The sequence below is a fragment of the Pseudomonas psychrophila HA-4 genome (genome assembly GCF_000282975.1).
Classification (GTDB): domain Bacteria; phylum Pseudomonadota; class Gammaproteobacteria; order Pseudomonadales; family Pseudomonadaceae; genus Aquipseudomonas; species Aquipseudomonas psychrophila_A.
In genome coordinates this window covers 75,219-101,266 of record NZ_ALJC01000062.1, presented here as the reverse complement: position 1 = coordinate 101,266, position 26,048 = coordinate 75,219, and the positions used below count along the sequence as shown (strand labels likewise).

23 protein-coding genes are annotated in these 26,048 nt (G+C 57.4%); 14 read left to right on the top strand and 9 right to left on the bottom strand.

All coding sequences use genetic code 11. The annotated features are described in order from the left end of the window. Positions 1-74 precede the first annotated feature (74 nt). Together alr and B347_RS0107425 are read right to left on the bottom strand one after the other, a co-directional pair. A complete protein-coding gene (gene alr, locus B347_RS0107430; RefSeq protein WP_026014041.1) occupies positions 75-1,304 on the bottom strand; it encodes an alanine racemase in 1,230 nt (409 codons plus the stop codon). Positions 1,305-1,498: 194 nt separating this feature from the next. Next, positions 1,499-2,869, bottom strand: a complete 1,371-nt coding sequence (locus B347_RS0107425) for a PLP-dependent aminotransferase family protein (RefSeq protein WP_019409071.1) — start codon at positions 2,867-2,869, stop codon at positions 1,499-1,501. Positions 2,870-3,000: 131 nt separating this feature from the next. Here B347_RS0107425 and B347_RS0107420 point away from each other — a divergent pair, with 131 nt between their 5' ends. The 3 genes from B347_RS0107420 (at position 3,001) to B347_RS0107410 (ending at position 6,242) form a co-directional block, all read left to right on the top strand. After that, positions 3,001-4,287 (top strand): hydroxymethylglutaryl-CoA reductase, degradative, encoded by a 1,287-nt coding sequence (locus B347_RS0107420; protein ID WP_019409070.1) that lies wholly within the window; start codon positions 3,001-3,003, stop codon positions 4,285-4,287. A 90-nt stretch (positions 4,288-4,377) separates the two neighbouring features. Then, the gene (locus B347_RS0107415; protein WP_019409069.1) at positions 4,378-4,857 is read left to right on the top strand and encodes a hypothetical protein; all 480 of its coding nucleotides are present in this window, start codon (positions 4,378-4,380) and stop codon (positions 4,855-4,857) included. Next, the gene (locus tag B347_RS0107410) at positions 4,854-6,242 is read left to right on the top strand and encodes a tripartite tricarboxylate transporter permease (protein WP_019409068.1); all 1,389 of its coding nucleotides are present in this window, start codon (positions 4,854-4,856) and stop codon (positions 6,240-6,242) included. Before B347_RS0107415 ends, B347_RS0107410 begins: the two co-directional genes overlap by 4 nt. A 271-nt stretch (positions 6,243-6,513) precedes the next feature. On the opposite strand, the gene B347_RS26670 is transcribed toward B347_RS0107410, so the two are convergent. The 3 genes from B347_RS26670 to B347_RS26665 form a co-directional block, all read right to left on the bottom strand. After that, positions 6,514-7,035 (bottom strand): hypothetical protein, encoded by a 522-nt coding sequence (locus tag B347_RS26670; RefSeq protein WP_026014040.1) that lies wholly within the window; start codon positions 7,033-7,035, stop codon positions 6,514-6,516. A 159-nt stretch (positions 7,036-7,194) separates the two neighbouring features. Further along, on the bottom strand, positions 7,195-7,833 hold the full coding sequence (locus B347_RS0107400) for a helix-turn-helix domain-containing protein (protein WP_019409066.1): 639 nt from the start codon (positions 7,831-7,833) through the stop codon (positions 7,195-7,197). A gap of 5 nt (positions 7,834-7,838) precedes the next feature. Further along, positions 7,839-8,000, bottom strand: a complete 162-nt coding sequence (locus B347_RS26665; RefSeq protein ID WP_019409065.1) for a hypothetical protein — start codon at positions 7,998-8,000, stop codon at positions 7,839-7,841. A gap of 317 nt (positions 8,001-8,317) precedes the next feature. Here B347_RS26665 and B347_RS0107390 point away from each other — a divergent pair, with 317 nt between their 5' ends. The 4 genes from B347_RS0107390 to B347_RS0107375 are packed head-to-tail and all read left to right on the top strand — an operon-like array spanning position 8,318 to position 11,844. Continuing rightward, a complete protein-coding gene (locus tag B347_RS0107390; RefSeq protein WP_019409064.1) occupies positions 8,318-9,355 on the top strand; it encodes an isopenicillin N synthase family dioxygenase in 1,038 nt (345 codons plus the stop codon). A gap of 28 nt (positions 9,356-9,383) precedes the next feature. Beyond that, entirely contained in the window at positions 9,384-10,199 is an 816-nt protein-coding gene (locus B347_RS0107385; RefSeq protein ID WP_019409063.1) for a MetQ/NlpA family ABC transporter substrate-binding protein, read from the top strand. Continuing rightward, a complete protein-coding gene (locus B347_RS0107380) occupies positions 10,196-11,176 on the top strand; it encodes a methionine ABC transporter ATP-binding protein (RefSeq protein WP_019409062.1) in 981 nt (326 codons plus the stop codon). Before B347_RS0107385 ends, B347_RS0107380 begins: the two co-directional genes overlap by 4 nt. Next, positions 11,173-11,844 (top strand): methionine ABC transporter permease, encoded by a 672-nt coding sequence (locus tag B347_RS0107375; protein ID WP_019409061.1) that lies wholly within the window; start codon positions 11,173-11,175, stop codon positions 11,842-11,844. Before B347_RS0107380 ends, B347_RS0107375 begins: the two co-directional genes overlap by 4 nt. Before the next feature lie 36 nt (positions 11,845-11,880). Here the strand turns inward: B347_RS0107375 and B347_RS0107370 are convergent, their stop codons facing one another. The 3 genes from B347_RS0107370 to B347_RS0107360 all read right to left on the bottom strand — a co-directional run bounded on the left by B347_RS0107370 (position 11,881) and on the right by B347_RS0107360 (position 15,905). Beyond that, positions 11,881-14,307 carry a TonB-dependent siderophore receptor gene (locus tag B347_RS0107370; protein WP_019409060.1) on the bottom strand — a complete coding sequence of 809 codons (2,427 nt, stop codon included), beginning with the start codon at positions 14,305-14,307 and terminating at the stop codon, positions 11,881-11,883. Between the two features lie 111 nt (positions 14,308-14,418). Then, the gene (locus tag B347_RS0107365) at positions 14,419-15,399 is read right to left on the bottom strand and encodes a DUF4880 domain-containing protein (protein WP_019409059.1); all 981 of its coding nucleotides are present in this window, start codon (positions 15,397-15,399) and stop codon (positions 14,419-14,421) included. Beyond that, positions 15,396-15,905, bottom strand: a complete 510-nt coding sequence (locus B347_RS0107360; RefSeq protein ID WP_019409058.1) for a sigma-70 family RNA polymerase sigma factor — start codon at positions 15,903-15,905, stop codon at positions 15,396-15,398. Before B347_RS0107360 ends, B347_RS0107365 begins: the two co-directional genes overlap by 4 nt. Positions 15,906-16,134: 229 nt before the next feature. On the opposite strand from B347_RS0107360, the gene B347_RS0107355 reads away from it, so the two are divergent. From B347_RS0107355 to B347_RS0107330, 6 genes are all read left to right on the top strand, one after another. After that, a complete protein-coding gene (locus tag B347_RS0107355; protein ID WP_019409057.1) occupies positions 16,135-17,148 on the top strand; it encodes a helix-turn-helix domain-containing protein in 1,014 nt (337 codons plus the stop codon). A gap of 102 nt (positions 17,149-17,250) precedes the next feature. Next, positions 17,251-17,760, top strand: a complete 510-nt coding sequence (locus B347_RS0107350; protein ID WP_019409056.1) for a sigma-70 family RNA polymerase sigma factor — start codon at positions 17,251-17,253, stop codon at positions 17,758-17,760. Next, complete coding sequence (locus B347_RS0107345; protein WP_019409055.1) at positions 17,757-18,707, top strand: FecR domain-containing protein; 951 nt, start codon at positions 17,757-17,759, stop codon at positions 18,705-18,707. The genes B347_RS0107350 and B347_RS0107345 overlap by 4 nt, the downstream gene beginning before the upstream one ends. A gap of 166 nt (positions 18,708-18,873) precedes the next feature. Then, positions 18,874-21,264 carry a TonB-dependent receptor gene (locus B347_RS0107340; RefSeq protein ID WP_019409054.1) on the top strand — a complete coding sequence of 797 codons (2,391 nt, stop codon included), beginning with the start codon at positions 18,874-18,876 and terminating at the stop codon, positions 21,262-21,264. A 175-nt stretch (positions 21,265-21,439) separates the two neighbouring features. Next, the gene (locus B347_RS0107335; protein ID WP_019409053.1) at positions 21,440-22,225 is read left to right on the top strand and encodes a hypothetical protein; all 786 of its coding nucleotides are present in this window, start codon (positions 21,440-21,442) and stop codon (positions 22,223-22,225) included. A 23-nt stretch (positions 22,226-22,248) separates the two neighbouring features. Next, the gene (locus B347_RS0107330; RefSeq protein WP_019409052.1) at positions 22,249-23,304 is read left to right on the top strand and encodes a linear amide C-N hydrolase; all 1,056 of its coding nucleotides are present in this window, start codon (positions 22,249-22,251) and stop codon (positions 23,302-23,304) included. A gap of 74 nt (positions 23,305-23,378) precedes the next feature. Here the strand turns inward: B347_RS0107330 and B347_RS0107325 are convergent, their stop codons facing one another. After that, positions 23,379-24,233 (bottom strand): LysR family transcriptional regulator, encoded by an 855-nt coding sequence (locus tag B347_RS0107325; RefSeq protein WP_019409051.1) that lies wholly within the window; start codon positions 24,231-24,233, stop codon positions 23,379-23,381. Positions 24,234-24,361: 128 nt separating this feature from the next. Between B347_RS0107325 and B347_RS0107320 the strand changes: the two genes are divergently transcribed. After that, a complete protein-coding gene (locus B347_RS0107320; RefSeq protein ID WP_019409050.1) occupies positions 24,362-25,864 on the top strand; it encodes an MFS transporter in 1,503 nt (500 codons plus the stop codon). Positions 25,865-26,048: the final 184 nt, after the last annotated feature.

Genomic DNA, 26,048 nt, shown 5'->3' with positions numbered 1-26,048 from the left:
TGCTCGCGATCTTTTAAAAATCAAACGATCGCGAGCAAGCTCATACAGGTGGGCGCCTCAGATCGGAGCTGGTTTTATTCTTCGATCAGCACTTTTGGGTTGGAGTTACCCCACACGGTGTAGAGGTCAGCCAACAACGCGCCGTTGATGTCCTCGACCTCGGCCTGGCTGATTTCAGCCTTGCCTTGCTGACCGAACAGCACTACTTCATCGCCGCTTTTCACATCGGGCGCATCGGTCACGTCCACCATCAAGGTGTTCATCGAAACTTTGCCCACAACGGGTACGCGGTGGCCATTGATTAGCACAATGCCTTTGTTGGTAAACGCGCGGCGATAGCCGTCGGAGTAGCCCACGGTGATGTTAGCCAACTTCGAATCGCGGCCCAGGGTGTAAGTGCGGTCGTAACCCACGGTGTTGCCTTTGGGGTAGCTGTTAACCGACGCCACGTGGGATTTGAATTGCATCACACGCTTGTAGTCGGTGTGCGAAGGCACGGTGTCACCAAAGAGCGCGCCACCAGGGCGGACCATGTCCAGGTGCGATTCCGGTACTTCCAGGGTGGCAAACGAGTTAGCAGCATGCAGGGTGATTTTGCTGCGGTCCAACTGGGCGACGTTCATCAGCCACTCAGCCTGCTGATTGAAAGCCTTGAGCCCGGCGCGCACGTCGTCGGCGTCTTCAACGGCGAAGTGGGTCATGATCGCCCGCACGTCCAGGTTCGGAACCTTAGTAATTGCGACTGCGTCGCGGCGACCTTGCGCGGTGGTCATTTCCACGCCGTTGCGGCTCATGCCGCTGGAGTTCAGGCCTAGGTGCACCACCAGCGGGCGCCCGTGTTTTTCGGCAATCAGACTGGCCTTGACTGCGAAATCGAGGTTGCCGACCAACTCTTCCATGTTGTACGGCAGTGCGGCTTCTAGTTCGCTCAGGGCGGCGGTACGCACGCGGATCAACTGGCCTTTGTAGCCGCTTTCACGCACTACACGGGCTTCTTCGTTGCTGGCAACACCCACGCACGGCACGCCGGTGGCGATGATCGACGGCATCAGCAGGCCAATCCCATGGCCGTAGGCGTCGGCCTTGAGCACGGCACAGATTTTCGATTTGCCAGCGAGGGTGTTTTTTAGAACCTGAATATTGTGTTCAAACGCAGCTTTGTTGATTTCAACCCATGCGTTGCTGTCTTGCGTGTTCACCTGCGCGACACCATTGGTCATCGTCAGGGGCGGTGCGGCGAAGGCGGGGGTTTGCAGCAATGTCATACCCAAAGAGAGGGCGAGCAGGGTGCGAGTAAAGGGCATCATCCGAGTTTCCATACTTTTTTTAGGGGAAGGGGGTAAAACGCGGGCGATACTAGGATCGGCGCGTAGGAAAAGTCACTCCCTAGGCCGCGGATATGACCGAATGTGTCGTCATGCCACAAGGGAGGCCGTTAGCCTATAGGGATGATCGGCCTGAAAGTCAGGCCTTTTTCACTGTCTTCAGGGCATTGCGCTCAGCCCTTGAGCACGGCTTTAAGCAACGGGTCATTCAAGTACGCCACGTTGAGCCGGGTCCAGGGGTTGATGCGCGATTGTTCGGGCGAAAAAATATGCCCCGGCGCGATCATGAAGCCTTTGGGCAACAACTGACGGGTCAACGCTTTGGCATCGTCGGTATGCGCAAAGCGCGCCCACAGATACAGGCTCTGTTCGGGGCGGCAAAACACCTCGGCGCCGATCTCGTCTAGCACTTGCAAACCGGTTGTGGTGGCGACTTTAAGGCGCTCTTGCAGGCGGATTAAATGACGCAGGAAATGCCCCTCCATCAGGATCACATCCACTGTTCGCTCACAGAACTCTGAAGAACTGGTGTGCAGCAGCATTTTCAGATCGCCCAATTCATCGATGACATCCTTGCTGCCGGCGATAAAACCGACCCGCAACGCTGCTGACACTGATTTCGAAAAACTGCCTACATAGAGGGAGCGTTGCAGTTGATCGAGCGCGGAGACTTTGATCGCCGACGCCGGTTTAAAGTCGGCTAGGGCGTCGTCATCGACCAGAATAAAGTGATGTTCCTGCGCCAACTGCACCAGTCGATGGGCCTTGCCGGGCGAAATGTCCGACCCGGTCGGGTTGTGGCCCACAGACTGAATAAAGAACAATTTTGGCTTGTGGGTGCGCAGGTGCTGTTCCAGCACCTGCATGTCTGGCCCATCTGGCAGGCGCGGCACAGGCAACATGTGAGCACCTTGCAATTGCAGCTTGCCGAACAGCGGGTAGTAACCGGGGTCTTCAACCAGTACCGCATCACCTTGGGCGATGAAACGCCGGATGATCAGGTCCAGCGCGTGATTGGCGCCGTGGGTGGTGACGATTTGCCGGGGGCTGGCGGTGATCGAATAGCTCGCCAGTTTCTGCACCAGGTGCTGGCGCAGGCTGGCATTGCCCAGCCGATTGCCATAGCGAAACAGCGTATGGACCCCGGTGCGCATGATCTGTCGAGTGAACTTGTCGAGGCGCAAGTCCATCAGCCATTCCACCGGCGGGAAACCCTCGCCGAGCGGTGAATGCCCCGGCTCGCGAACAAATTGCTGGCGCATCAGCCATATCGTGTCCATGGCCCGGGCATAGGGCAGGGGTTCATCCGGCTCGCTGTGGTTGGGAGCGCCCTGACGCACGAAAAAGCCCTGGCCGTGGCGCGCTTCAACCAGCCCTTGGGACGCCAGTGCTTCGTAAGCGTTGATGACGGTATTTTTGGAGTGACCAAACAAGCGCATGCACTCGCGCAGTGACGGTAAGCGATCACCTATCCGATAGGTGCCGTTGCCAATCTGTTCGACCAGAGAGGCGGTCAGTTGCTGGGCGAGGGTCAGGCGCGCCATGGTCTGCCATCCTGAAGAAATTGAATGAGGGTACAGATTGGGTACTGTTTGTGCGAACTGTACCTTTTGTGCGGGCACAGAGCGATTTAGGGTGGCGCCACAGATAACAATAATGACCACAGGATTGAGCCATGAGTATTGATTCGCGCCTTCCGATGTTTCGCAGCATGGCGCCTGCCGAGCGTCTGGGGCATTTACAGGACCTTCTCCAACTGTCTGCCGACGACATTAGCTTGCTGGCTGATCCGGGCGCGCTGGCGCTGGAAATTGCCGACGGCATGATCGAGAACGTAATTGGCACGTTCGAATTGCCGTATGCGGTGGCCAGTAACTTCCAGATCAATGGCCGTGATGTGATCGTGCCGATGGTTGTCGAAGAGCCCTCGGTGGTCGCGGCCGCGTCTTTTATGGCCAAGCTGGCCCGTGAGGCCGGTGGCTTCCAGACGTCCAGTTCATTACCGTTGATGCGCGCCCAAGTGCAGATCGTAGACGTCGAAGACCCCTTCAACGCCCGTCTTAGCTTGCTGCGTCGCAAAGAAGAAATCATCGAAGTGGCGAATCGCAAGGACCAACTGCTTAATTCGCTGGGCGGGGGTTGCCGGGACATTGAAGTCCACACGTTTGCCCAAAGCCCACGCGGGCCAATGCTGGTGGCGCACCTGATCGTCGACGTGCGGGACGCCATGGGCGCCAACACGGTGAACACCATGGCTGAAGCAGTTGCGCCGCTGATGGAAGAAATCACCGGCGGTAAGGTCCGCCTGCGAATCCTCTCTAACCTCGCTGACCTGCGCCTGGCGCGCGCGCAGATCCGCATTGCGCCCGAGTTGCTGGCCACCCCCACGTTCCAGGGCGAGGCGGTGATTGAGGGGATTCTCGATGCCTACAACTTTGCCGTGGTCGACCCGTACCGCGCCGCCACCCACAACAAAGGGATCATGAATGGCATCGACCCGCTGATCGTCGCCACCGGCAACGACTGGCGCGCTGTCGAGGCGGGTGCCCATGCCTATGCGTGCCGCAATGGCCATTACGGTTCGCTGACCACCTGGGAGAAGGACGGCAAGGGCAATTTGGTGGGTACGCTAGAAATGCCGATGCCGGTCGGGCTGGTCGGCGGCGCCACCAAGACCCATCCATTGGCACAACTGTCGCTGCGCATTCTGGGGGTCAACACGGCTCAGGAACTGGCCGAAATTGCCGTGGCGGTCGGGCTGGCGCAAAACCTCGGCGCGCTGCGGGCGCTGTCTACTGAAGGTATCCAACGCGGGCACATGGCTTTGCATGCGCGCAATATCGCGTTGTCGGCGGGTGCTCGGGGTGAAGAACTCAATTGGCTGGTCAAACAGATGGTTGAAGCCTGCGACGTGCGCGCCGATCACGCGGCGGCGTTGCTCAAACAAAAGCGTGGCCTGTAGCAAGGCCCTGTCGGAGCGAGCAAACGTACGCTCACTGAGAAAGCTGTCTCTCTTCACGTTCATAACAATAAAAGCAGTGGGAGAATTTTTTTGAAACCTGAACTCTACGACGTCTGGGGTGACACGGTGGATGCGCGGCATCTGCTGTACGCCATCGTGATAGGTGCCATCGTCAGCCTTAGCGCCTTTTTTACCGCGCAGCATTTTTTGCTCGAGTGGGTGGCCTCAGCGCAGATGGCGCGGGCCTACGCCATGCTGGTCGGTATTGTCGGCTGTCTGGCGGGAGGCACCCTCAGCGCAATGTTGTTCAAACCCAAGCGGCATGTGGTCGAGCATGAGGCCGACCCGGCGTGGCGTAGCCGGGTGCTAAGTGATTTGCAAAATGAATTCGGCGACCTCGGGCGCCTCGCTGACTTGCCCCCAGAAACCCTCAAAGAACTGCAGGACATGGACCTTTACGACCTGTTCATTGAGTACGAACGGGGCCTAGAAAGTGCCAATAAAGACCCCGCATCAGCCATTCGTGCCGAGTCGTCTACCGACCTTGTAGTCAATGGAGGCCGTTCATGATCGCTTCCTTGTTTGATCAGGTGCTGATTGCACTGGGCATGGGTATTTTGGGGGCGGTGATCTTTGCGGCCATTGGCCTGATTTCCGGCAGTGATGAAACGACCACCCTGGCCCCCCTAACCTTGCTGGTGGTCTTGCTGGGCGTGCCTGCGCCAGGCGTGCTGACGTTTTTCCTGGCGGGCGCCGTGGCCAAACACATGACCCACGCCGTACCCACCGCCTTGCTGGGTATTCCCGGTGACACGATGGCCACGCCGCTGATGCGCGAGGCCAACTTTTTGCGCAACTTGGGGGTGCCCCACATTGCCTTGCGCAAAATGATCTCCGGGGCAGTGATTGCCGCGCTGATTGCGGTGCCCATGGCGGTATTGTTTGCCGTGATGCTGGCCCCGTTCGGCGACAGCATTAAACGCACGGCGCCCTGGATCTTCTTGGCGGCGGCAATTGCCATTGCCTGGTTCTCTAAGGGTCGATTGGCTGCCGTGCTGGCATTGATCCCCTTTGTGTTGATCATCCTGGGCCTGCAAACCCTGACTGGGCAATACGGGGTCAAGCTGAGTGTCAGTTACTTCCTTGGCATCGCTATCGGGCCGTTGATTGCGGCATTGTTTGCCATGCTAGCCCCGGCTGAACGCGAAAAAATGCGCCGCAGCGAAGTCCGGACTTTTTCGTTGTCGCCCGACGTGAAAAATGGCGGTGGCTTCTTCCCCAATCCGCTCAAGGTATTGGACCGCAAGCAAAGCCTGTGGACCGCCATCACCGCGGTCATATCTAGCGCCACCTTTGTATTCAGCCCGGTGGCCATGACCGTGATCATGGGCGAACTGGTTGGCTCGCGGGTCAAGCATGTCTACCACCGCCTGACTACCGTGATTACCGCGCGTAATGGCGTGACCGAGTCCACTTACATTGCTGAAGCGCTGATCCCGCTGATTGCCTTTGGCTTGCCACTGAGCCCGGTGGCTGCGGGGCCGGCTGCGCCATTGTTCAATGCGCCGCCGCGCTTTAGCGTCGATGCCGCATCGGGCGAGGTGCATAACTTGCACACGTTGCTCAACACGTGGGAGTTCTTCGGCTACGGCATGTTGGCGGTGGTGGTTGCCATCTTGATCGCGTACCCCTTTACCATGAATTACGCGTACCGGGCGGCGTCTTACGTGTCGCGAAAAATCAGCCACGAAGCCGTGATCGCGACGTTTGTCGGGCTGATCTTGGTCATCGGTATCTGGGAAGGTGGCTTGCTGGGGTTGTTGGTCATTGTCACTGTCGGGCTGTTGGGCGGTTTTCTCTCACGGTTTTTGGGTTTTAACATTGGGGTGCAATTCATGGGGTACTACACCGCTGTATTGACCGTGCCCGCACTGGTCGCGCTGTTGGGCGCCTGAACGATTGCTCGCCTGATGGGCTGACGGTTAGACCGTTAATTTCTTTCAGGTCTTTAGATATTCCTCGATTGAATATCCATAGCGTCGATTTGGCTGTAACAGCAGATGATTTATGGTTTTTTGAGAGGTATTTACCTGCAATAGCAGATTTAAAGGATGCAGTGCTTAGGTAAAACCATGGTGCAGCGTCCATTTCTGCTGCTCGGCCGGCGCCTTGTACAGGCGCTGGATGGCTCTAGAATCGAACGCAGAATTTCTACATTACGGTCGATTACGGAGTTTCGAACATGATGAACGCCATGCAAATGCCCATGAACAACGCCATGCCAATGATGCCGATGATGGGCATGCCGATGATGATGGCAACCATGACCTGCGCCATGACCGACAAGGGCATGATGTGCACCCTGAAACCTGCTGCTGGCATGGACATGGCCCTGTTCAAAAATAACGCCGAAATGATGGCGATGATGATGAACTGCGGCATGCCGATGATGATGCAGTGCGCCAACATGTCGATGATGTGCATGTCTGAAGACGGCATGGCGATGATGAACAGCATGTCCAGCATGAACATGCCGATGATGATGCCAATGGGCATGCCTATGCCGATGATGAAGTGCGTTATGCAATGCAAAATGGAAGCTGATTGCATGACCTGCATGATGATGCCGATGCCAGGCATGAGCATGGACATGATGAACAACTGCTGCATGCTTATGATGAAAATGATGAACGACTGCGCCATGCCCATGATGATGAGCTGCAACGGCATGCCAATGATGTGCTGCACCTGCTGAAATAAATAAACCGTAGTCGCTGCCATAGGCTGTGAAGGGGTGCCCAGCAAACCGTTTTTTGGATTCGCGCGGCGCCCAATCTTTTGCAACAACAGCGGTCTACCGTTTGAACGCAAAAAGCCCGGACGTTTACCCGTCCGGGCTTTTTGCATTTAATCCAGTCGCTCCGGATAGGTTATGACCAAAAACGCCACGGCCTCGCTGTCCGCCGGGTTTCGATAGCGGTGGGGCTGGTCGGCGTAAAACAGAATCGAGTCACCCGTCGACAGTAAATAGCGCTCCTCGTTAACGCTGACTTCCATCACCCCTTGGGCCACTACCAGGTTTTCCTGGATACCCGGCCCATGCCCCTCAGACACTTCTTCGCCCAAGGCCCTTAGGCGTATTTCGTAAAACTCTGACTGGCGCGCCATGTCGTAAGGGAACAATGCCCGGCTGATAAACGCGCCACTGGCACTGACCAGTCGTTTGCTTTGCTGCGCTGGTAGCAGTTCGACTCCTTCAAAGGCCCGGTTTTCTAGAAACGCGGCCACCGACACTTTCAGCCCCTTGGCGATTTTGCACAGCACTTTGATCGACGGCACGCTGCGCCCGGATTCAATCTGCGCCAGCATTGCCCGGCTCACGCCGCACGCCCGGGCCAGCGCATCAAGTGATAGATAACGCTTACTGCGCAGGCGTTGCAGGTTGTGGGCGACGCATTGGCCAATCGCGTCATCGTCGCCGGTATTGCAGTCTTTAGTTGGGGTTGGAATTTCAGGCAGATAAGGAACCGTGTGCAGGTAGTTCATAGGGCTCACGCCTGGCGAGTATCGCTGGGGCTGCTCACCGAAGGCGCAAAGAACACGGCGATTCCGGCGCGGGCTGCGTACGTGGTCCACATCAGCTCAGCCGCCGCACGTGCCTGACGGCGTTTTCGGTACAGGGTGAAATCAATGACATTGGCAGATACGGACATGGGCAGGTCTCTTGTGCAGTGGCAACTCAATGACTTCACCTTAATCCGTCACTCTTATTTCTATAAATACTCAATTTTCATTTGTTAATTCGATTTTGGACTTAGAAAGCCGTTTAGTCGGACCGTTTAGGCGCGCGCTTTAAACGATCAAAAGATCGCGGGCAAGCTCGCTCCTACTGCAGGGATGAGTCAGTTGTTTTGACTTAAGCTAATTCTAAAAAGGTATTGGATGGAGCTTTTTAAGATCGTTTAGCTTTAATGAAACGCAGGGCAGATGAGTCGCCCGCGATCTTCATTGATTCACGTGGGAGTGAACCATGCCGCATACAAGGGACATCACCGCCTTGCCGATTCTCGACCTGTCGTTGCTTGAAGGCACGCCCGCTCAGCGTCAGAGTTTTCTGGAAACGCTGCGCCACGCGGCCCGGGACGTGGGCTTTTTTTACCTCGCCGGCCACGGTATCGACCACACCCTGTTGGACCACGTGCAGGATAACGCCCGCCAATTCTTTGCTTTGCCTGACGCGGAAAAAGCCGCGGTCGGGATGATCAACTCGCCACACTTTCGCGGCTATAACCGCGCGGCCTCCGAGATCACCCGGGGCAAGCCTGACCTGCGCGAACAGTTTGATCTGGGCGCTGAACGAGATGTGCTGCCCACGGATGAAAACAGCCCCTTTTGGGCACGTTTGCAAGGCCCCAACCAATGGCCGGAGGCCTTACCGGCGCTCAAGCCGCTGCTGCTGGAATGGCAGCAAGCGATGACCGCAATGTCCTTGCGTTTGCTGCGTGCCTTCGCAGAGGCATTGTCGCTGCCGCACAACGCATTCGATCAGTTGTATGGCGACAAACCCAATGAACACATCAAGCTAATTCGCTATCCGGGTCAGGCAGCAGACGCTAGCAACCAAGGCGTGGGCGCACACAAAGACTCAGGTTTTCTGAGCTTTCTGTTGCAGGACCAGCAAGCAGGTTTGCAGGTCGAGGTGGAAGAGGGCCGCTGGATTGATGCATTGCCACGCGCCAACACACTGGTGGTGAATATCGGCGAATTGTTGGAACTGGCCACCAATGGCTACTTGCGCGCCACCGTTCACCGCGTGGTGTCACCGCCTAAGGACAGCGAGCGGTTGTCGATTGCCTTCTTTTTGGGGGCACGACTGGATGCCGTGGTGCCGCTGTACCCGTTGCCGTCAGCCCTGTTGCGTGAAGCGCGTGGTCCGGCCAGCGACCCGGATAACCCGTTGTTTCGCGATGTGGGCTGGAACTACCTCAAGGGCCGCCTGCGCTCGCACCCTGATGTTGCCGAGCGTTACTACGCCGATGCACTGATCCCCAACGCTCTCAGCGCCTGAAACACCCACTCGATCAAGGACTTTGACCATGTTCAAAAAAACAGGATTGACCCTCGCAGTGCTGGGCGGCGTCTTCACGTCTTACGCTGCATTAGCGTTGGAACCGTTGCGAGTGGCAGCCGACGCGGTGCCGCATGCGCAGATTCTGGAATACGTGCAAAAGATCGACCCGCAACTGAAGCTCAAGGTGATCGAACTCACCAGCGGGATCAACGCCAATGAGCTGTTGGCGCATGGCGATGTTGATGCCAACTACACCCAGCATTTGCCGTACCTGAAGTCTCAGGAAAAGGCCTTAGGCAAAACCTTTGCCGTGGCCGCGACGGTGCACATCGAGCCGTTGGGCATCTATTCCCATCGGTATAAAAGCTTCGCCGACGTGCCGGTCAAGGGAACGGTGGCTGTCCCGAACAACGTGACCAACCTGAGCCGCGCCTTGTACCTGCTGCAAGACAACGGCCTGATCAAGCTCAAACCCGGCTTCAACGACCCGGCAGCCGATCAGGCAACGCCCAAGGACATAGCCGAGAACCCTAAACAGCTGAAGATCCTCGAGGTGGAGTCAGCGCAGATTCCACGGGCGCTAGACGACCTTGACCTGGCTGTGATCAACGGCAACTACGCACTGGAAGCTGGATTGGTACCGGCCAAGGACGCGCTGGGGCTTGAGAAAGTCGAGCACAACCCGTACGCCAATATCCTGGTGACCAATCCCAAGCTGCTGGATGACCCGCGCATCAAGCAACTGGCCAAAGACTTGACGTCACCTGAGGTGGCCAAGTTCATCACTGAGACTTACACCGGCTCGGTGTTGCCCGTGACTCAGGTGGACACCACGCAATGATTACCGTCGAGCAGTTGAGCAAAACCTATGCGCCGGGGCAGGCACCTGTGCTGGACCAGGTCTCGCTGAGCATTCCGGATGGCGCGATCTACGGGATTCTCGGGCGCAGCGGGGCGGGCAAGTCGACCTTGCTGCGCTGTCTCAATCTGCTCGAACGGCCCAGTTCTGGGCGTATCTTGCTGGATGGCGCCGACTTGACCGCGTTGTCTGAGCGCGAACTGCGCCAGCAACGCCAGCGCATCGGCATGATCTTTCAGGGCTTCAATCTGCTGCACTCGCGAAATGTGTTTGACAACATCGCCGTGCCGCTGGAAATCGCCAAGGTCAGCAAAGAACAGCGCCGTACGCGAGTTTTGGAGCTGCTGGATCTGGTGGGCCTGAGTGACAAGGCGCAGGCGTTCCCGTCGCAGTTGTCCGGCGGGCAGAAACAACGGGTGGGCATCGCCCGTGCTTTGGCGGCGCGGCCTGCCTACCTCTTGTCAGATGAAGCCACCAGCGCTCTTGACCCACAAACCACGGCCTCGATTTTGGAATTACTGCGCGATATTAATCGCCAGTTGGGGCTGACCATCGTGCTGATCACCCATGAGCTGGACGTGGTCAAGTCGATTTGCGATCACGCGGCCTCGCTGGCCCATGGGCGACTGGTCGAAGCAGGACCGATTGCCCAACTGCTGGCCAATCCAGACTCGGCCCTCGGGCGCTCGTTATTGCCGGGTTACCGCTCGACATTGGGCAGTGCAGAACAAGTGCTGGAATTGAGCTTCTTTGACTCCTTACTGGCCACACCGGTGCTTAATGATTTGGCCCAACAGCACGGCATAAACGTGAATCTGCTGGCCAGTGGTTTCGAGTCTATCGGCGGCAAACCCGTAGGCCGCTTACGCGTTGCATTGCGTGAGCCGGGCAGCGAGTTGAAATTGACTCAAGTGGTGGACTTTCTTAAACAGCGTGGCGTCAGGGTAGAGCGCACATGAACCGACACATCGACTGGAACGACATCGTGCAACTGGTGCTGACAGCCACCGGCGAAACCCTGTACATGGTGCTCTTGGCGGGGTTTTTTACCCTGTTGATTGGCTTGCCGCTGGGGGTACTGCTGTTTATTAGCCGCCATGACGGCCTGTACCCAATGCCCCGGCTTAATAAAAGCTTGGGCGGTTTGGTCAACGTGGGGCGTTCGTTGCCCTTTGTGGTGATGCTGATTGCCTTGATCCCGCTGACGCGGCTCATTGTCGGGACCACCTTAGGCAGCACGGCGGCGGTGGTGCCGATCACCATTGGTGCATTTCCGTTCTTTGCGCGAATTGTCGAAAACGCTCTGGATGAAGTTGATAAAGGCCGCATCGAAGCCATCCTGGCCATGGGCGGTGATAGCTGGCACGTGATCTTCAAGGTGTTGCTGCCTGAAGCGTTGCCGGCATTGTTGGCAGGCATCACCTTGACCTTGGTGATGCTAATTGGCTTTTCATCCATGGCCGGTGTGATTGGCGGCGGCGGATTGGGGGATTTGGCGATTCGTTATGGTTACCAGCGTTTCAACAATCAGGTGATGGTCGCGACTGTGATCGTGCTGGTGATACTGGTGCAGAGTGTGCAAAGCATGGGCGACCGATTGGTCCGCTCGCTGGCGCACCGGCGTTGACACACAGGAGCGAGCACGCTCGCTCCCAAACAGGTTTTAAAAATCCCAGCGGGTATTGAGCATCACATTGCGCGGGTCGCCGTAGTAGGCGGTGTTGTAGAAGCCAATGTTGGTGTAGTAGTACTTATCAAACAGGTTGTTGACGTTCAGGGTCGCTGACAGGTTATCGGTGACTTGGTAGCGCGCCATCACATCGACCAGCCAGTAGGCGTCTTGTGAGAAGTCTTGGTACTGGGCCTTGGTGCGGTTGTAGATATTCTGCCAGCTACGGCTCTGCCAGCGTGCTCCACCGCCAATGGTCAGGCGATCAAGCGGGCCTTGGAATGTGTACGTGGTGTAAGCGCTCAACTGATCTTGTGGCTCCCAGGTTGAGATTTTTTCGCCCTGATGATCGCGGATGATTTTATGCGTGTAACCCGCTTGGGCCTGCCAGCCGGGTGCCAGCTCGCCGGATACCTCGGCTTCAAAGCCCTTGGTCTTGGCTTTGGTGCCGATCGAGGCGTAAAGAATTGACGGGTTAGTCGGGTCGGCGTTGTACTCGGCGTCGGGTTCGGCGCGGTTGTCTTCATGCACTTCGAAGTAAGCCAGGCTGGTGTTCAGGCGCCCACCGTAGAACTCGCCCTTGATCCCGACTTCGTAGTTTTTACCTTCGTCCGGTTGCAACACCTTGTTCTCGCGGTCGCGGTTGTAGGTCTGCGGCATGAAAATGTCGGTGTAGCTGGCATACGCAGTGAAGGTGTCGTTGAGGTCGTAGGTTACCCCCACATACGGTACGACTTTACCTGTCTCGCTGGACTGGTAATCGCCGGTCAATTTGTAGTTGGCGATCCGGCTACCCAGCAACACGTTCAGCTCATCGGTCAGGTTAAAGCGTGCGGTGAAGTAACTGGCGGTTTGCCGGGTCGTGGTGTCGTTGATCTGGGTCGGTGCGCCCCAGTCCGGTTCAGGGATGGCGCCGTTGTAGTTCCAGAAATCGATCACTTTGTTGTTATTCACAAAGGTCGGGTTTCCATAATCCTTGCCTTTCCAATGGGCACTGGAAGCCGATGCGCCAACCACCAGTTCGTGTTCGCGGCCCGCCAGGCTGAATGGACCGCTGAAGTAGGCGTCAGCAGCGTCGGTGCGGGTCGTGCCGGTGAATTTGTTGGCATACACCGATGACAAGCCTGTGGCAGGGAAGGGCCCATCCATGACCGAACCCAGCGGGGCGTCGTAGCTGTTGACCTGATGAGTCAACTGGGCTTTGCCGACCCAGCCGTTGGCGAAGCTGTGTTCTAGGGTTGAGAACACGCTCTGGGTGGTCTGCTCCCAGCGGCTCCAGTTGGCGCCGTTGTTGTAGGAGCGCTTGACGTCGATACGGTCGCCATGACGGTCGAACAGTGGGCGACTGCCAGACCAACCTGAGGCATGCGGGTCATTGTTTTGATAGTCGAAGCCCACGGTCAGTAAGGTGTCGTCGCTGAGGTCGGCTTCGAGCGTACCGAAGTAGACCCCGGTCTTGCGCTCATAGCGGTCCATGAAAGAGTGTTTGTCTTGATAGGCCGCCACTGCGCGCCCGCGCACGTTGCCGCTGTCGGTCATCGGGCCGCTCACGTCGACCTGCGTGCGGTAGTTGTCCCAACTGCCAGCGCCGAGTTCCACACTGGCTTTGAAGTCGTGGGTCGGTTTTTTGCGGATCAGGTTAATGGTGGCACCGGGAGCACCGGCGCCGGTCAGTAAACCGGTTGCACCCTTAAGGATCTCAACGCGGTCGTAGATGGCCATGTCACTCAGGGTTTGCCCCGACGAGTAGGCCGAGTTGCGTAACGTGGGGATACCGTCGTACTGGAAGTTTTCGACCGAAAAACCGCGCGCATAGTAGTTGGTGCGCTCGCTGTCGAAGGTCGAGACGGTGATACCCGGCGTATGGCGCATCACATCGTCGATGGAGCTGAGGCCGAAATCGTCCATGTGCTGACGGGTGATCACGGTAATGGATTGCGGTGTCTCGCGGGGTGACAGCACCAGCCGAGTCGCTGTGGCAATGGTGCCGGGGGTATACGAACCGCTGCCTTCGGTGATCGTGCCTAACTGGTTGGCCGTGACCTGTGTGGACTGCAATTGCAGTTGCCCGTTGCCCTCGTTCGGCTTGGCGATGACCCGATATCCGCCGCCTTCACCGACTGCTTGCAGTCCCAGTGGCGCGAGCACGTGTTCTAGACCATCGGCGACCGCGAAGTTGCCTGTGAGGCCTTTGCTCTGAATGCCGGTGGTCAGTGCCGAGTCAACGGCAATCATCACCCCGGCCTGCTGCCCAAAGTTGCCAAGCACTTGGTCTAGGCTGGCAGGTGCAATGTTGAAGGACTGGCTTTGCGCGTGCTCGCTGGCCGTGGCGGCGAGGGCGGCGTGGCTGGCCGAAGCAAGCGTTAACCCCAATAAAACGGAGCGCAAGGCGCAGGCAAGTGGCGTAAGTCGGATGTGCATAGAGGCTGTCCATGTGTGAAAAGGGGCGGCGGCGCGCTGTTTTTCAGCGTCTTCCCTTAACCTGATGCACGAGATTTAAAAAACTGCCGCTTACGCTGAAAAATAAGTGGTTTAGGCGGGCACCACGTTGGCCCAATAGCCGAATACCCGTTGCACACGAATTGGCAACACCCGTGTTAGCAGCTCGAGGCTGGCATCTGGCTGGTCAATCGAAAACGAACCCGAGACCTGCAAGCTTGCGACCGCAGGATCGCAACGCAATACGCCACGGCGATAGCGGTTGAGCTGGGTGATCACCTGGGCCAGCGGCATGCGTTCGGCGATTAACAGGCCGTCGATCCACGCCTGTGAAGCCGCCGTGACCTGTGCGGGATGTCCAGCGCCATGGCTGTCAACAGTCAGTTGCTGGCCGGCTTGCAGACTGATGTGCTCACCGCGGATGAGTTCAAGCGACGCGCTACCTGCCAGCATTTGCACCTGAGTGCCGGGCAATTCGGGCAGGCCCTGGCTGATGATTAGCCGTGAATGTGCGGCCGGTTGGACGCGGGCGTAAAGGGTGTTCAGGGTTATATGAGCGGGCGCGGCGCTGGTGAGCAGAACTCGGCCCAGATTCAGTGTCAGGTCGATACCCGTCGCGGTGGCCTGGGTATCGAGCGCCGTGTGGGTGTCCAGTGTCAGGCCCACGCCATCGGCCAGATAAAAACGTCGACGTTCGCCGTTGGCGGTGCGGTAGTCACTGAATAGCTCGGGCAGCAGCACCCGTTCCCGCACACCGATGCCTGCGGCCATGACCAGCCCAAGCCCGGCAAAGCCCTTGAGCAGCGCCCGTCGTGACGTAGCATTACGCGCCCTGAGCAAACTGCGGGCACCTTCGGGGGCCAGTAATTGCGTGCTTTCGCGCACATCCCGATTGAGGCCGCTCAAGCGCTGCCAGGCCATTTCATGAATTGCCGATTGCTTGCGCCAGTTGCGGCAGGCCTTATGTTCGGCCTCGGAACACACACCCGACTGCAACGTGACCATCCACAACATAGCTTGCTCGACCACATCCTGATCCAGCGGTTGCGCGTTGGCCGGTTCGAACAGACTCATGCTGCGTAGACTGCGCAATAACAATGACGGTAAGCCTTGAGCATGGCTTTTTGCACCACGTTAACAGTGAGATCCATGTGCTCGGCGATTTGCGGATACGTCAGGCCGTCCAGTTGCGAGAGCAGGAAAATCTCCCGCACCTTACTGCCCAGTCCATCCAACACTTGGCCCACGGCATCCAGCGCTTCGAGCACCAGCAAGCGCGATTCAGGTGAGGGCATGTGTTCGGGTTCCAGCACTGCCAGCGACTCCATATAGGCGCGTTCGAGCGCTTGGCGGCGAAAATATTGACCACACAGACGGCTGGCGATAGTCGTGAGATACGCTCGCGGCTCGCGCAGCAATGGCTGCGAATCGGTGCGCAGCATCCGCACAAACGTATCCTGGGCTAAATCCAGCGCGTGGTCATGATTGCCCAATTTACGCCGCAATAGCTGCACCACCCAGCCATGGTGCTGGACGTACAACTCGCCTACGGTACTGCGTGTGGAAGAGGATGGGAGCATCGATAGCCATTCCAAAGCAGACAGTGACAAAAGATCGCAATGATAGCGCTTCTCATTAACGCGTGCTCGGGAATGTTTCGTTCACAGCAGTTGGGATCGCCTCTCAGCCAGGCGCAGGCCTCGACAAAGGCTACAATTTATCTCTGTAGGACGCCCAGCCCACGTATCATCCGTCCAGGCAAAGCCAAGCGTTTTCGCTGCCCGCTAACTCAATAATAGGGATCGAACCTTGATCGAGCGTCGTCAATTCAGCGGAGGCATGAAGGGCAAGAACCTGCGCTTCTTAACTGACAATCCGGGCGAAACACGGCCAATGGTTCGCACGGGTTTTGTGTTGCTTGAGCACTTCTCGCTGCCAGCCTTCACCCAGGCACTGGATGCCCTCATCACTGCGAATCTGTTGCGCCCCGGATTGTTTTCTACCAAGACCTTTGGTCTGGCAGTAGATGAGGTGGTGAGCGACCTGGGGCTGGTTATTCGCCCCGATGCACTGCTTGATGTGGCACAGCTCCATGAGCTGGACCTGTTGGTGGTGTGTGGCGGTTATCGCACTGAACTGAGAACCGATGAACACTTCATCCACGTGTTAAAAGCCGCTGCTCAGTTGGACATCAGCCTGGGCGGTTTGTGGAATGGCGCCTGGTTTCTGGGCAGTGCAGGATTGCTCGAAGGTTATCGTTGCGCGATTCATCCTGAGCATCGGCCCGCGCTCGCGGAAGTGTCCAAGGCTGCGCACGTGACCAGTGAGCCTTACGTGATTGACCGCGACCGACTGACGTCTTCGAGCCCTTCGGGGGCATTTCAGATGGCCCTCAACTTGATCAGAAGCTTGCACGACAAAGCACTGGTCGAAGGGATCGAAGACATCCTAGCTTTTGAGGAGTCACGTTACCGGCGCATCAAGCCAGCTGAAAAAATCAGCGTCAGCGCGCCGTTACGCGAGGTCGTGAAGCTGATGGAGGCCAACCTCGAAGAACCGTTGGAGCTGGAGCAACTGGCCGTGTATGCGGGCCGCTCGCGTCGCCAGCTCGAACGGTTGTTTAAAGAGCAGTTAGGCACTACGCCGCAGCGCTACTACTTGGAACTGCGCATTACCGAAGCCCGGCGGCTGTTGCAACACACTGAACTGTCTCAGGTGGACGTATTGGTAGCCTGCGGTTTTGTCTCGCCCAGCCACTTCAGCAAATGCTACAGCGCCTACTTTGGTTATCGACCTTCCAAGGAAAAACGATTGGTCAAATAGACCTGTGCCTGACGGGGGCGGGTAAAAAGGGCTTGGTTTCGAGCGGGCGCCTAAATTAGAATCAGTCTCATTTACTGCATTCTTAGCACAGGGTCTCTTGAGATGACTGAAGCCGCGCCGCCCACCGAGCAGACCTTGCATGCCCTGTATCGCGACCACAGTGGTTGGCTGCAAAACTGGCTGAGACGGCGCATGGGCAATGCCTGGGATGCCGCAGACCTGAGTCAGGACACCTTCTTGCGCGTACTTTCAAGCGCTCAGCCGCTGGTAGAGGTACGCGAGCCGCGTGCTTATCTGCTGACGGTGGGCAAGCGCTTACTGAGTAACTTTTACACCCGGCGTAGCCTCGAACAGGCGTATCTGGCAGCGCTGGCGCAGTTGCCGCAAGCGTGTGTGCCTTCTGCGGAGCAACGCTGGTTGCTGCTTGAAACCCTACAGGCGCTGGATGAATTACTCGATGGCATGCCCGCCGTGGTGCGTCGGGCTTTTTTATGGAGCCAGCTTGAAGGACTGGGCTATCGAGATATTGCAGAGCGCTTGAAGGTGTCTGAACGTACGGTCAAACGCTACATGGCTCAGGCCTATGAGCATTGCTTGCTGGCAGAGCTGTGAGCAGCGCCACGGGTGCATCCTCGACGCGCGACATTGCCCGTGCGGCGGCGCAATGGCTGGCGCTGATCGAGTCGGGAACGGCCACGGATACCGATCATTTGCACCTGCAACGTTGGCGCGACAGCCATAGTGCGCACGAAGCGGCATGGCAACGGGTGCAGCAGTTTCGCCAACGGTTTTCAGTGCTGCCTTCAGCCTTGGCAATGGCCACGCTGGATCGTCCGCAAGCGGGGCGGCGTGCTGTTATCAAACAGGTAGTGGGGGTGGCGGTGCTGCTGCCGACGGCCTGGTGGTTGAGCAGACAATTGCCGCTGGAGGTCTGGCGAGCCGATTTGCAGACTGCAACTGGTGAACAAAAACGCCTGCTGCTGGCGGATGGCAGCCTCTTGCAACTCAACACCGATAGCGCGGTGAATGTCGACATGCACGCCCGGCTGTTGATGCTGGTGCGTGGCGAAATGGCACTGAAGGTGGCGGTTAGCGAAGCCTTGAGTATTCAAGCGCCCTATGGCCGCATAAGCCTCAGTCGCGCAGAAGTCTGCGTACGTCTTGGCAGAGATGCGTGTCATGTGTCGGTGGTGAGCGGTGATGTGCAGTTACAGCCTTTGCATGGCCCCGCGTTGCTGTTGCGCGCAGGTCAGCAGATCAGTTTGCGGGCAGCGGGAGCCGGTGCCGTCACCGAGTTTGATGCGCTGTTGCCCGGCTGGCGTCAGCGGGTATTAATGGCGCAAAACCAAGCGCTGGGCGATTTTCTGCGTGAACTGAGCCGCTATCGACCCGGTTTGCTGCGCTGGGAACCGGAGCTTGAAACGTTGCGAGTGACCGGAAGCTTTGGCTTGGACAACACTGATCGGGTGTTGTCGTTACTGGCTGCCAGCTTGCCGGTTGAGGTGCACATGCGTACCCGCTACTGGGTCACGTTGGTGCCACGCAAAAACGTTGCTTAACAACACCGGGTCGAAAAATGCGCGCTTTTGAAGATCAAAAGAGGGCGAGCAATCGAGCGTCGAGCGGTGTCTCTTAGGGGGGATTTGTTGTGGGGTAAACCCTGTCCCTTTTTTTCATCTCGCTTGTCATTGGAGGTAAGTGAATAAAATACGAGAGCGTTGCCCCATGTCTGCAGTTCCCTCTTTATTACGTTTCGGTCTGGTGATGACCCTCACCGCCAGCCCTTTGTTTATCGCCGCCAGTTGGGCACAAACCGTCGAGCGCCGTTCTTATCAGGTGCCCGCTGACAGTTTGGGTGCAGCATTGACCCGGTTTGCCGGGCTGGCAGGGGTCAATCTTTCTATAGATCCGGCGCTGGTCGCCGGCCACTCCAGCAGCGGGCTGTCGGGTGAATATGCGGTAGAAGAGGGCTTTGCCCGTCTGCTGCAAGGTTCTGGCTTACAACTGATCAAGGCCGGGCCCGAGGACTACACCCTGATTGCACGCCCACAGGGCGATGGCAGTCTGCAACTGCCCAGTACCTCGATTCTGGGTGCTGGCGGATCGACAAGTGCTGAGGTCTACGCCGGGGGGCAGGTCGCCCGCCGTGGTTCGCAAGGCTTGCTCGGCTCGCGGGACTTTATGGAAACGCCGTTCAGCATGACCACCTACACCAGCGAAGCGACCAAAAACCTGCAAGCCCGAACTTTGGGTGACCTGATTGCCAGCGACCCATCGGTGCGAGCGACTAACCCGGCCGGTGGCCGCTATGAGCAGTTCACCATCCGTGGTTTTAGCCTGTTTAACAGCGATGTGTCCTATAACGGCCTGTATGGCGTGCTGCCGACATACACCATTGACATGGAAATGGCGGATCGGGTCGATATTCTCAAAGGCCCGAGTCAGCTCATTAATGGCATCTCGCCGCGTGGCAGTGTGGGCGGCGGGATCAATATTGTGCCCAAGCGCGCCACCGATACACCCATCACGGAGTTCACGGGCAGTTTCGCTTCCGGGAGTCAGGTGGGCGGAGCGGTTGATGTCGGCCGACGTTTCGGGGACGAAAACCAGTTTGGCGTGCGTTTCAACGGGGTCAAACAGTCGGGTGACACAGAGTGGGATCACCAGAGCGTCGACCGCGAAATGGCCGTGCTGGGGCTGGATTTTCGTGGTGAGCGCGTGCGCCTTTCAGCCGATATCGGGCACACCGAACGTAACACTGATGCGCCGCAGGAGCGTGTTCAGATCGGCCCCAAGGCGAAGGTGCCGAATGCCAATGATGTACGCCACAACTATGCCGAACCTTGGAGCCGTGCCCACACTAAGGATACGTTTGGCACGTTTAACGGCGAGTTTGATCTCAATGACTCGGTCATGCTCTACGGCGGTGTTGGCCTGCGCAAAAGTAGCCACGACTTCCTCCGGCATGCGGTGCCTGTGACCAACGATGCGGGCGATTTCATCGTTCAGCCGCGGGACTTCACCCGCGACGAAAACGTGCGTACGGTATCGGCGGGCGCGCGCAGCTGGTTCCACACCGGAGACGTGAGCCATGAGGTCAATCTGGCGACCAGCTACTACTCCATGGACTTCACCAACGGCGGCGCTCGTTACGCGACCGCGACAAGCAATATCTATGACCCCGTGGTGACACCTACGCCTGGCACACCAACGCGCATGGACTCTAAGGTCTACACCGAAAACCGTTTCAGTGGCGTGGCGCTGTCCGACACCCTGGGCTTTTTCGACGAGCGCCTGTTGCTGACCCTGGGGGCACGCTGGCAGCGGGTCAAGGTCGATGACTGGAATAACGGCGTTAAAGGAAAAACGGCCTACGACGAAGAAAAAGTCTCACCCTCGGGCGGCATTTTGTACAAGTTGACCGATAACGTGTCGCTGTACGCCAACTATATGGAAGGCCTGAGCCTAGGCAAAATTGCCCCGTCAACGTCAGTTAACGATAACGAGATCTTCCCGCCGTTCATCAGCCGCCAGATCGAAGTCGGTGCTAAGTACGACATGGGGCCGATGGCTTTCACCGCGAGTGCGTTCCGCATCAAACAGCCTGCTTATGAGACCAACAGCACGACGCAGGTCTTTGGCCCCAATGGTAAACGCCAGAACAGTGGTGTGGAATTGAGTGTGTTTGGCGAGCCGCTCAAAGGCTTCAGGGTGCTCGGTGGCGTTATGTACATCGACAGTAAATTGACCAACACCACCAACGGCACCTATGACGGCAATCGGGCGCCTGCAACGCCGGAATACAACGTCAACCTTGGCACTGAGTGGGATGTGCCAGGCGTAGAGGGGCTGACCCTGACCGGGCGTGGTATTTACTCCAGTTCGCAGTATCTTGACCAAGCCAACAGTAAGGAAATCGACCCTTGGGAGCGTTTCGATGTGGGCGCGCGTTATGCCTTCAAGGTTGACGACAAGGCCATTACCTTACGCGCGACGGTCGAAAACGTGATGGATAAAAGGTTCTGGAGCTCAGCGGGCGCCTCGGATGACAGCGAACCGGGGTTGACGCTTTCAACGCCACGCACGTACCTGTTGTCCGCCACAGTAGGTTTCTGAACGCACACCATGCTTGCCTAGTTGGATCAACTAACTGGCTTTTTAAAAGGTTCAAAACAGGTTCAGATTTGTTGTGCTATACCGTTAGGTCAATTATTTAAAGCTGCCAGTTAGGACGACGAAAGCGATGACACTGAGGCTAGTTACGGCTAAGCAGATGTTCAGAATGATGTGCATGACTTGGCCTTTGTTAGGCATGTGTTCCACGGCATTGGCTGAAGAGTCTTTTGGCGATTCAGGGACTGAAAAAGATGAGTGGTTAGTACTGGTGAGTCCCTTTGTCTGGGCGCCGTCCATGAGTGGGCAGGTCGCGTTAGGCGGGATCGATACCAAGGCTGATGTCGGCTTTCGCGAGGTGTTCAATAACCTCAACGAGGTCTTCATGGGCAACCTGGAAATCACCAATCGCACGCTAGGTTTTTATATGGACGGGGTCTACGCCAAGACCGGCCAGTCTGAAAGGGTCTATGGTCAGAAAATCAGCCTCGACATTACCCAGACCACCCTGGCAGGTGGCGTTTACTACCGGGTTTTTGAGCAGGCGCTAGGGGGGAATACAGTCTTTGGTGAGCCACGAACCTGGCGGGTTGAGCCGACCGCTGGCCTGCGCTGGACCAAGCTCTCGACCAAAGTTCACATCGACTCCGTGGGTTTCAGCACCAAGAAAAAAACCGAATGGACTGACCCGTTTGTGGGGTTGCGCATGCAAGCCGACCTGACAGATCGCTGGCTGCTCTCTGGCGCGGCGGATACCGGCGGTTTTGATACTTCGTCAAAGAAAACCTATAACGCTCAGGCCTACCTCGGTTACCGCCTGTACCTATTCGAGCACCCGACCATAGTGCGGTTGGGCTATCGGGTGTTGGCGCAAGAATATCGAAGCCGCGATTTCACCGGCAACACCTTCAAATACGATGTGACCCAGCGTGGGCCGGTGCTCGGCCTGTCCATGCGTTTCTAATGAGCTTTGCAAGGATCAATGGAATGAAAAAACCAGTCATCAAAGCCCTGATTCTGGCGATGTCAGGGTTCGTTTTATCGCTGCCACTGGCGCAGGCCTGTACCCGTTTGGTTTATCTGGGAGACGATCAGAGGGTCATCACGGCCCGTTCCATGGACTGGAAGACTGACGTTGCCACTAACCTGTGGGTGTTTCCGAAGGGCATGCAGCGCAATGGCGAGGTTGGGCCATCGTCCATTAAATGGACCTCAAAATACGGCAGTGTGATTGCCAGCGGTTACGACATTTCGACCACCGACGGGGTAAACGAAGCGGGGCTGGCGGCCAACGTGCTGTGGCTGGTTGAGTCGCAGTATCCGCCGTTCAACAAAGACAAACCGGGTTTGAGCATTGCCGCCTGGGCCCAGTACGTACTGGATAACTTCAGCACCGTGGCCGAAGCGGTGGAAGTACTCAAAACCGAGCCCTTCAATGTGGTCACAGCGCAGGTCCCGGGTGAAAGCCGCTTGGCCACGTTGCACCTTTCAATGTCCGATGCATCGGGTGATAGCGCGATCATTGAATACATCGACGGCAAGCAAGTGATTCACCACAGCCGGGCGTATCAGGTGGTCACCAACTCTCCGGCGTTTGACGCTCAATTGGCCATGAACGCTTATTGGCAGGCGATTGGCGGCACCGTTATGCTGCCCGGCACCAACCGATCGGCCGACCGATTTGCTCGTGCTTCGTTTTACGTGAACGCAGTGCCCAAAAATCAGGACGCACGCCTGTCGCTGGCCAGTGTGTTTAGCGTGATACGTAACGTGTCGGTGCCTTACGGCATCACCACGCCCGGTGAGCCGAATATCTCGTCGACTCGCTGGCGTTCGGTGATTGATCACAAGCAAGGGCTGTACTTTTTTGAGTCCGCTATCACCCCCAATACTTTCTGGGTAGACCTTAAAAAGCTGGACTTCACCCAGGCGACCGGCAAAGTCAAGAAACTTGATTTGGGGCCGGATCAAAGCACCATTTTCTCGGGTGAAGTCTCAAGTCGCTTTCAAGTAACCGCGCCTTTTAAGTTCGAGGGCGCTTGATACCTGCTGTCGGCGCGATCTTTTAAACAACTCAAAGATCGCGCCGACAGGTCTGGTTATTTCACGGCCCGCATTTAATCCGGCTCGCACACGCTCACCAGCAGTTTGCCGAACGCACAGGCCGCTGGGTTTTTGACGGCCATACTCCAGATAAGCCTGAAGTCAGCCTTGGGCAGTGCTGGCAGGCCATATTGGCCGTCAATCACCCGCATGCCCAGCTCCAGATCGCCCTTTGGAAACGCGGTAACGGCAAGCCCGGCCAATACAGCCGCGCGCAGTCCTTGCTGACTGGGCGAGGTAAAGGCTACCCGCCATTTCACACTGGAGCCCTGCAAGGCGTCGATGGCCACTTGGCGGTGCACACACGGCGCAGGGGCAAAGGCCAGCGGGAGAGGGGTGTCTGCACCGAATTCGAAGTCTTGTGCGGCGGCCCAGACAAAATGGGTTTCGCGCAGAACGGTGCCACACGCCGGGCTGCCCGGCAACGCCAGGACCACGGCCAGATCGAGTTTGTCAGTGTCTACTTGCGCCCGCAGGTCCAGATACGGGCAGACGGTAACGTCGAGGCGTACCGCCGGAAATTGTCGGGTAAAGCGAGTCAGTAACGGCGGCAAGCCATCGCCGATAAAGTTCTCGGGCAGACCAAAGCGCACGGCTCCAGTCACCGATGACGTCTCAAAACGGCGGATCAAGGCATCGTGCGCCTTGATGATGCATTCGGCGTAGCGCAGAAAATCTTCGCCGTCTTCGGTCAGGGTCAAGCGTCGGGTGGTGCGGGTCAAGAGTGGGGTGCCCGCCTGTTGTTCAAGGCGGCGGATCTGATGACTGATCGCGGATTGGCTCACGTGCATGCGCTCGGCAGCACGGGTGAAGCTGCCAGTCTCTTTGATCGCAATAAGCGCCCGCAACAAGGTTGGGTCGTAGTCCATTTGGCCAACTCATGATGAAAATTAATAAAACCTACGAAATTAAATCATTTTTGTCATCTTCTGCTTGCTCCCAGAATGCCCTCGGTCGCCTCAAGGCGCAGCCCATCCCTCTGATCTGGAAGATACTGATGCGGTTTTCGTCGTCACAAAAAGATGTGTTTACCCTTGCCGCCGTGTGCATGGCCGCGTTGATGTTTGGCTTGGAAATATCCAGCGTGCCCGCCATTCTGCCGACCCTTGAAGCCGTGTTGCTCAGCAGTTTCAACGATCTGCAATGGATCATGAATGCCTACACCATCGCCTGCACCATGGTGCTAATGGCCATCGGCACCCTAGCAGACCGCTACGGGCGCAAGCGGGTATTCATGATCAGCCTGGTGTTGTTTGGCATGACCTCGCTGAGTTGTGGACTTGCACAAAATAATGACGTGTTGATTGCCAGCCGATTTCTGCAAGGCATGGCAGCGGGTGCGATGTTGATCTGTCAGGTGGCCGTGTTGTCGCACAGGTTTCAATCAGCGGCGGCACGGGGAAAGGCATTTAGCGCCTGGGGAATTGTGTTCGGAATGGGTCTGGGATTCGGGCCGATTATCGGTGCGGGCATCGTGGCAGTGTCGAGTTGGGAGTGGGTGTTTCTGGTGCATGCGCCGATTGCCGTACTGGCGCTGGGACTGGTAATTGCCGGGGTCGATGAGTCAAAAGACCCACAACGTCGACGCCTAGATGTGTTGGGTATGACGTCGCTGTCCTTGGCAGTGTTGGGGCTGTCGTGGTTTCTGACCCAAGGCGCTGCTACGGGTTTCAGTACCCGCGAAGCCATGTTCAGCCTGTTGGTAGCGGTCGTCAGCGTTAGCGCTTTTGTGCTCACACAACGGCGCGGTGTCGATCCAATGTTCGACTTTTCGGTGTTGCGTATTCCGCGTTTTTCGGGCGCCTTGGTGGGCGCAGCTGCGATGAATTTCAGCTTCTGGCCCTTCATGATTTACCTGCCCTTGTACTTTCAGAACAGCCTTGGCTACAGCAGTGTTGGCACCGGTCTGGCGTTACTGGCCTACACACTGCCGACCCTAGTGGTGCCACCGTTAGGCGAGCGCCTGGCGTTGCGCTATCGGGCTCAAGTGGTGATACCTGCCGGGCTGTTCACTATCGGCCTGGGCTTCTGGCTGATGAAATGGGGCAGCAGCGTCGAGCAGGCCAGTTGGTTGACCCTGCTGGCCGGCTGTGTGCTGGCTGGGACCGGGCTGGGGCTGACCAACACGCCGGTGACCAATACCACCACGGGTTCGGTGCCCAGTGAGCGCTCCGGCATGGCCTCGGGTATCGACATCAGCGCGCGCATGATCAGCCTCGCGCTCAATATCGCGCTGATGGGCTTTATTTTGGTGGAGGGCACCCTGTCTTCTCTGCGTAGCCAAATGCCTGGTGTGGTCGATGAGGAGCAACTGAGAGCGCTGGCGCAGAATATTTCGGCGGGAAATCTCAGCGCGGCAGGGCAGGGCGCTGCGTTGGCGCACGGTTTTGGTTGGGTGATGGTCTATGGCGCGATTGCTGCTTGGGTGTTGATGGCGGTGAGTGGCTGGATTTTTTGGCGGGGCAAACGCAGCACATACGGCGTTGAGTGTCGACCCTAAGACGGTCACGTACGGGTGCAGTGGCAGTTGCGTGCGCTGAACACTGTGGTCGCTTTAGAACTGCATCGGGTTAATAGAAGCCGAGCGTTTGTTCGCGATCTTTTAGCAATAAATATCAAAAGATCGCGAACAAGGCGCTGTTACCGAGTAATAGCCTCTCTTAAACAGGCGCGTTTGGCGATGC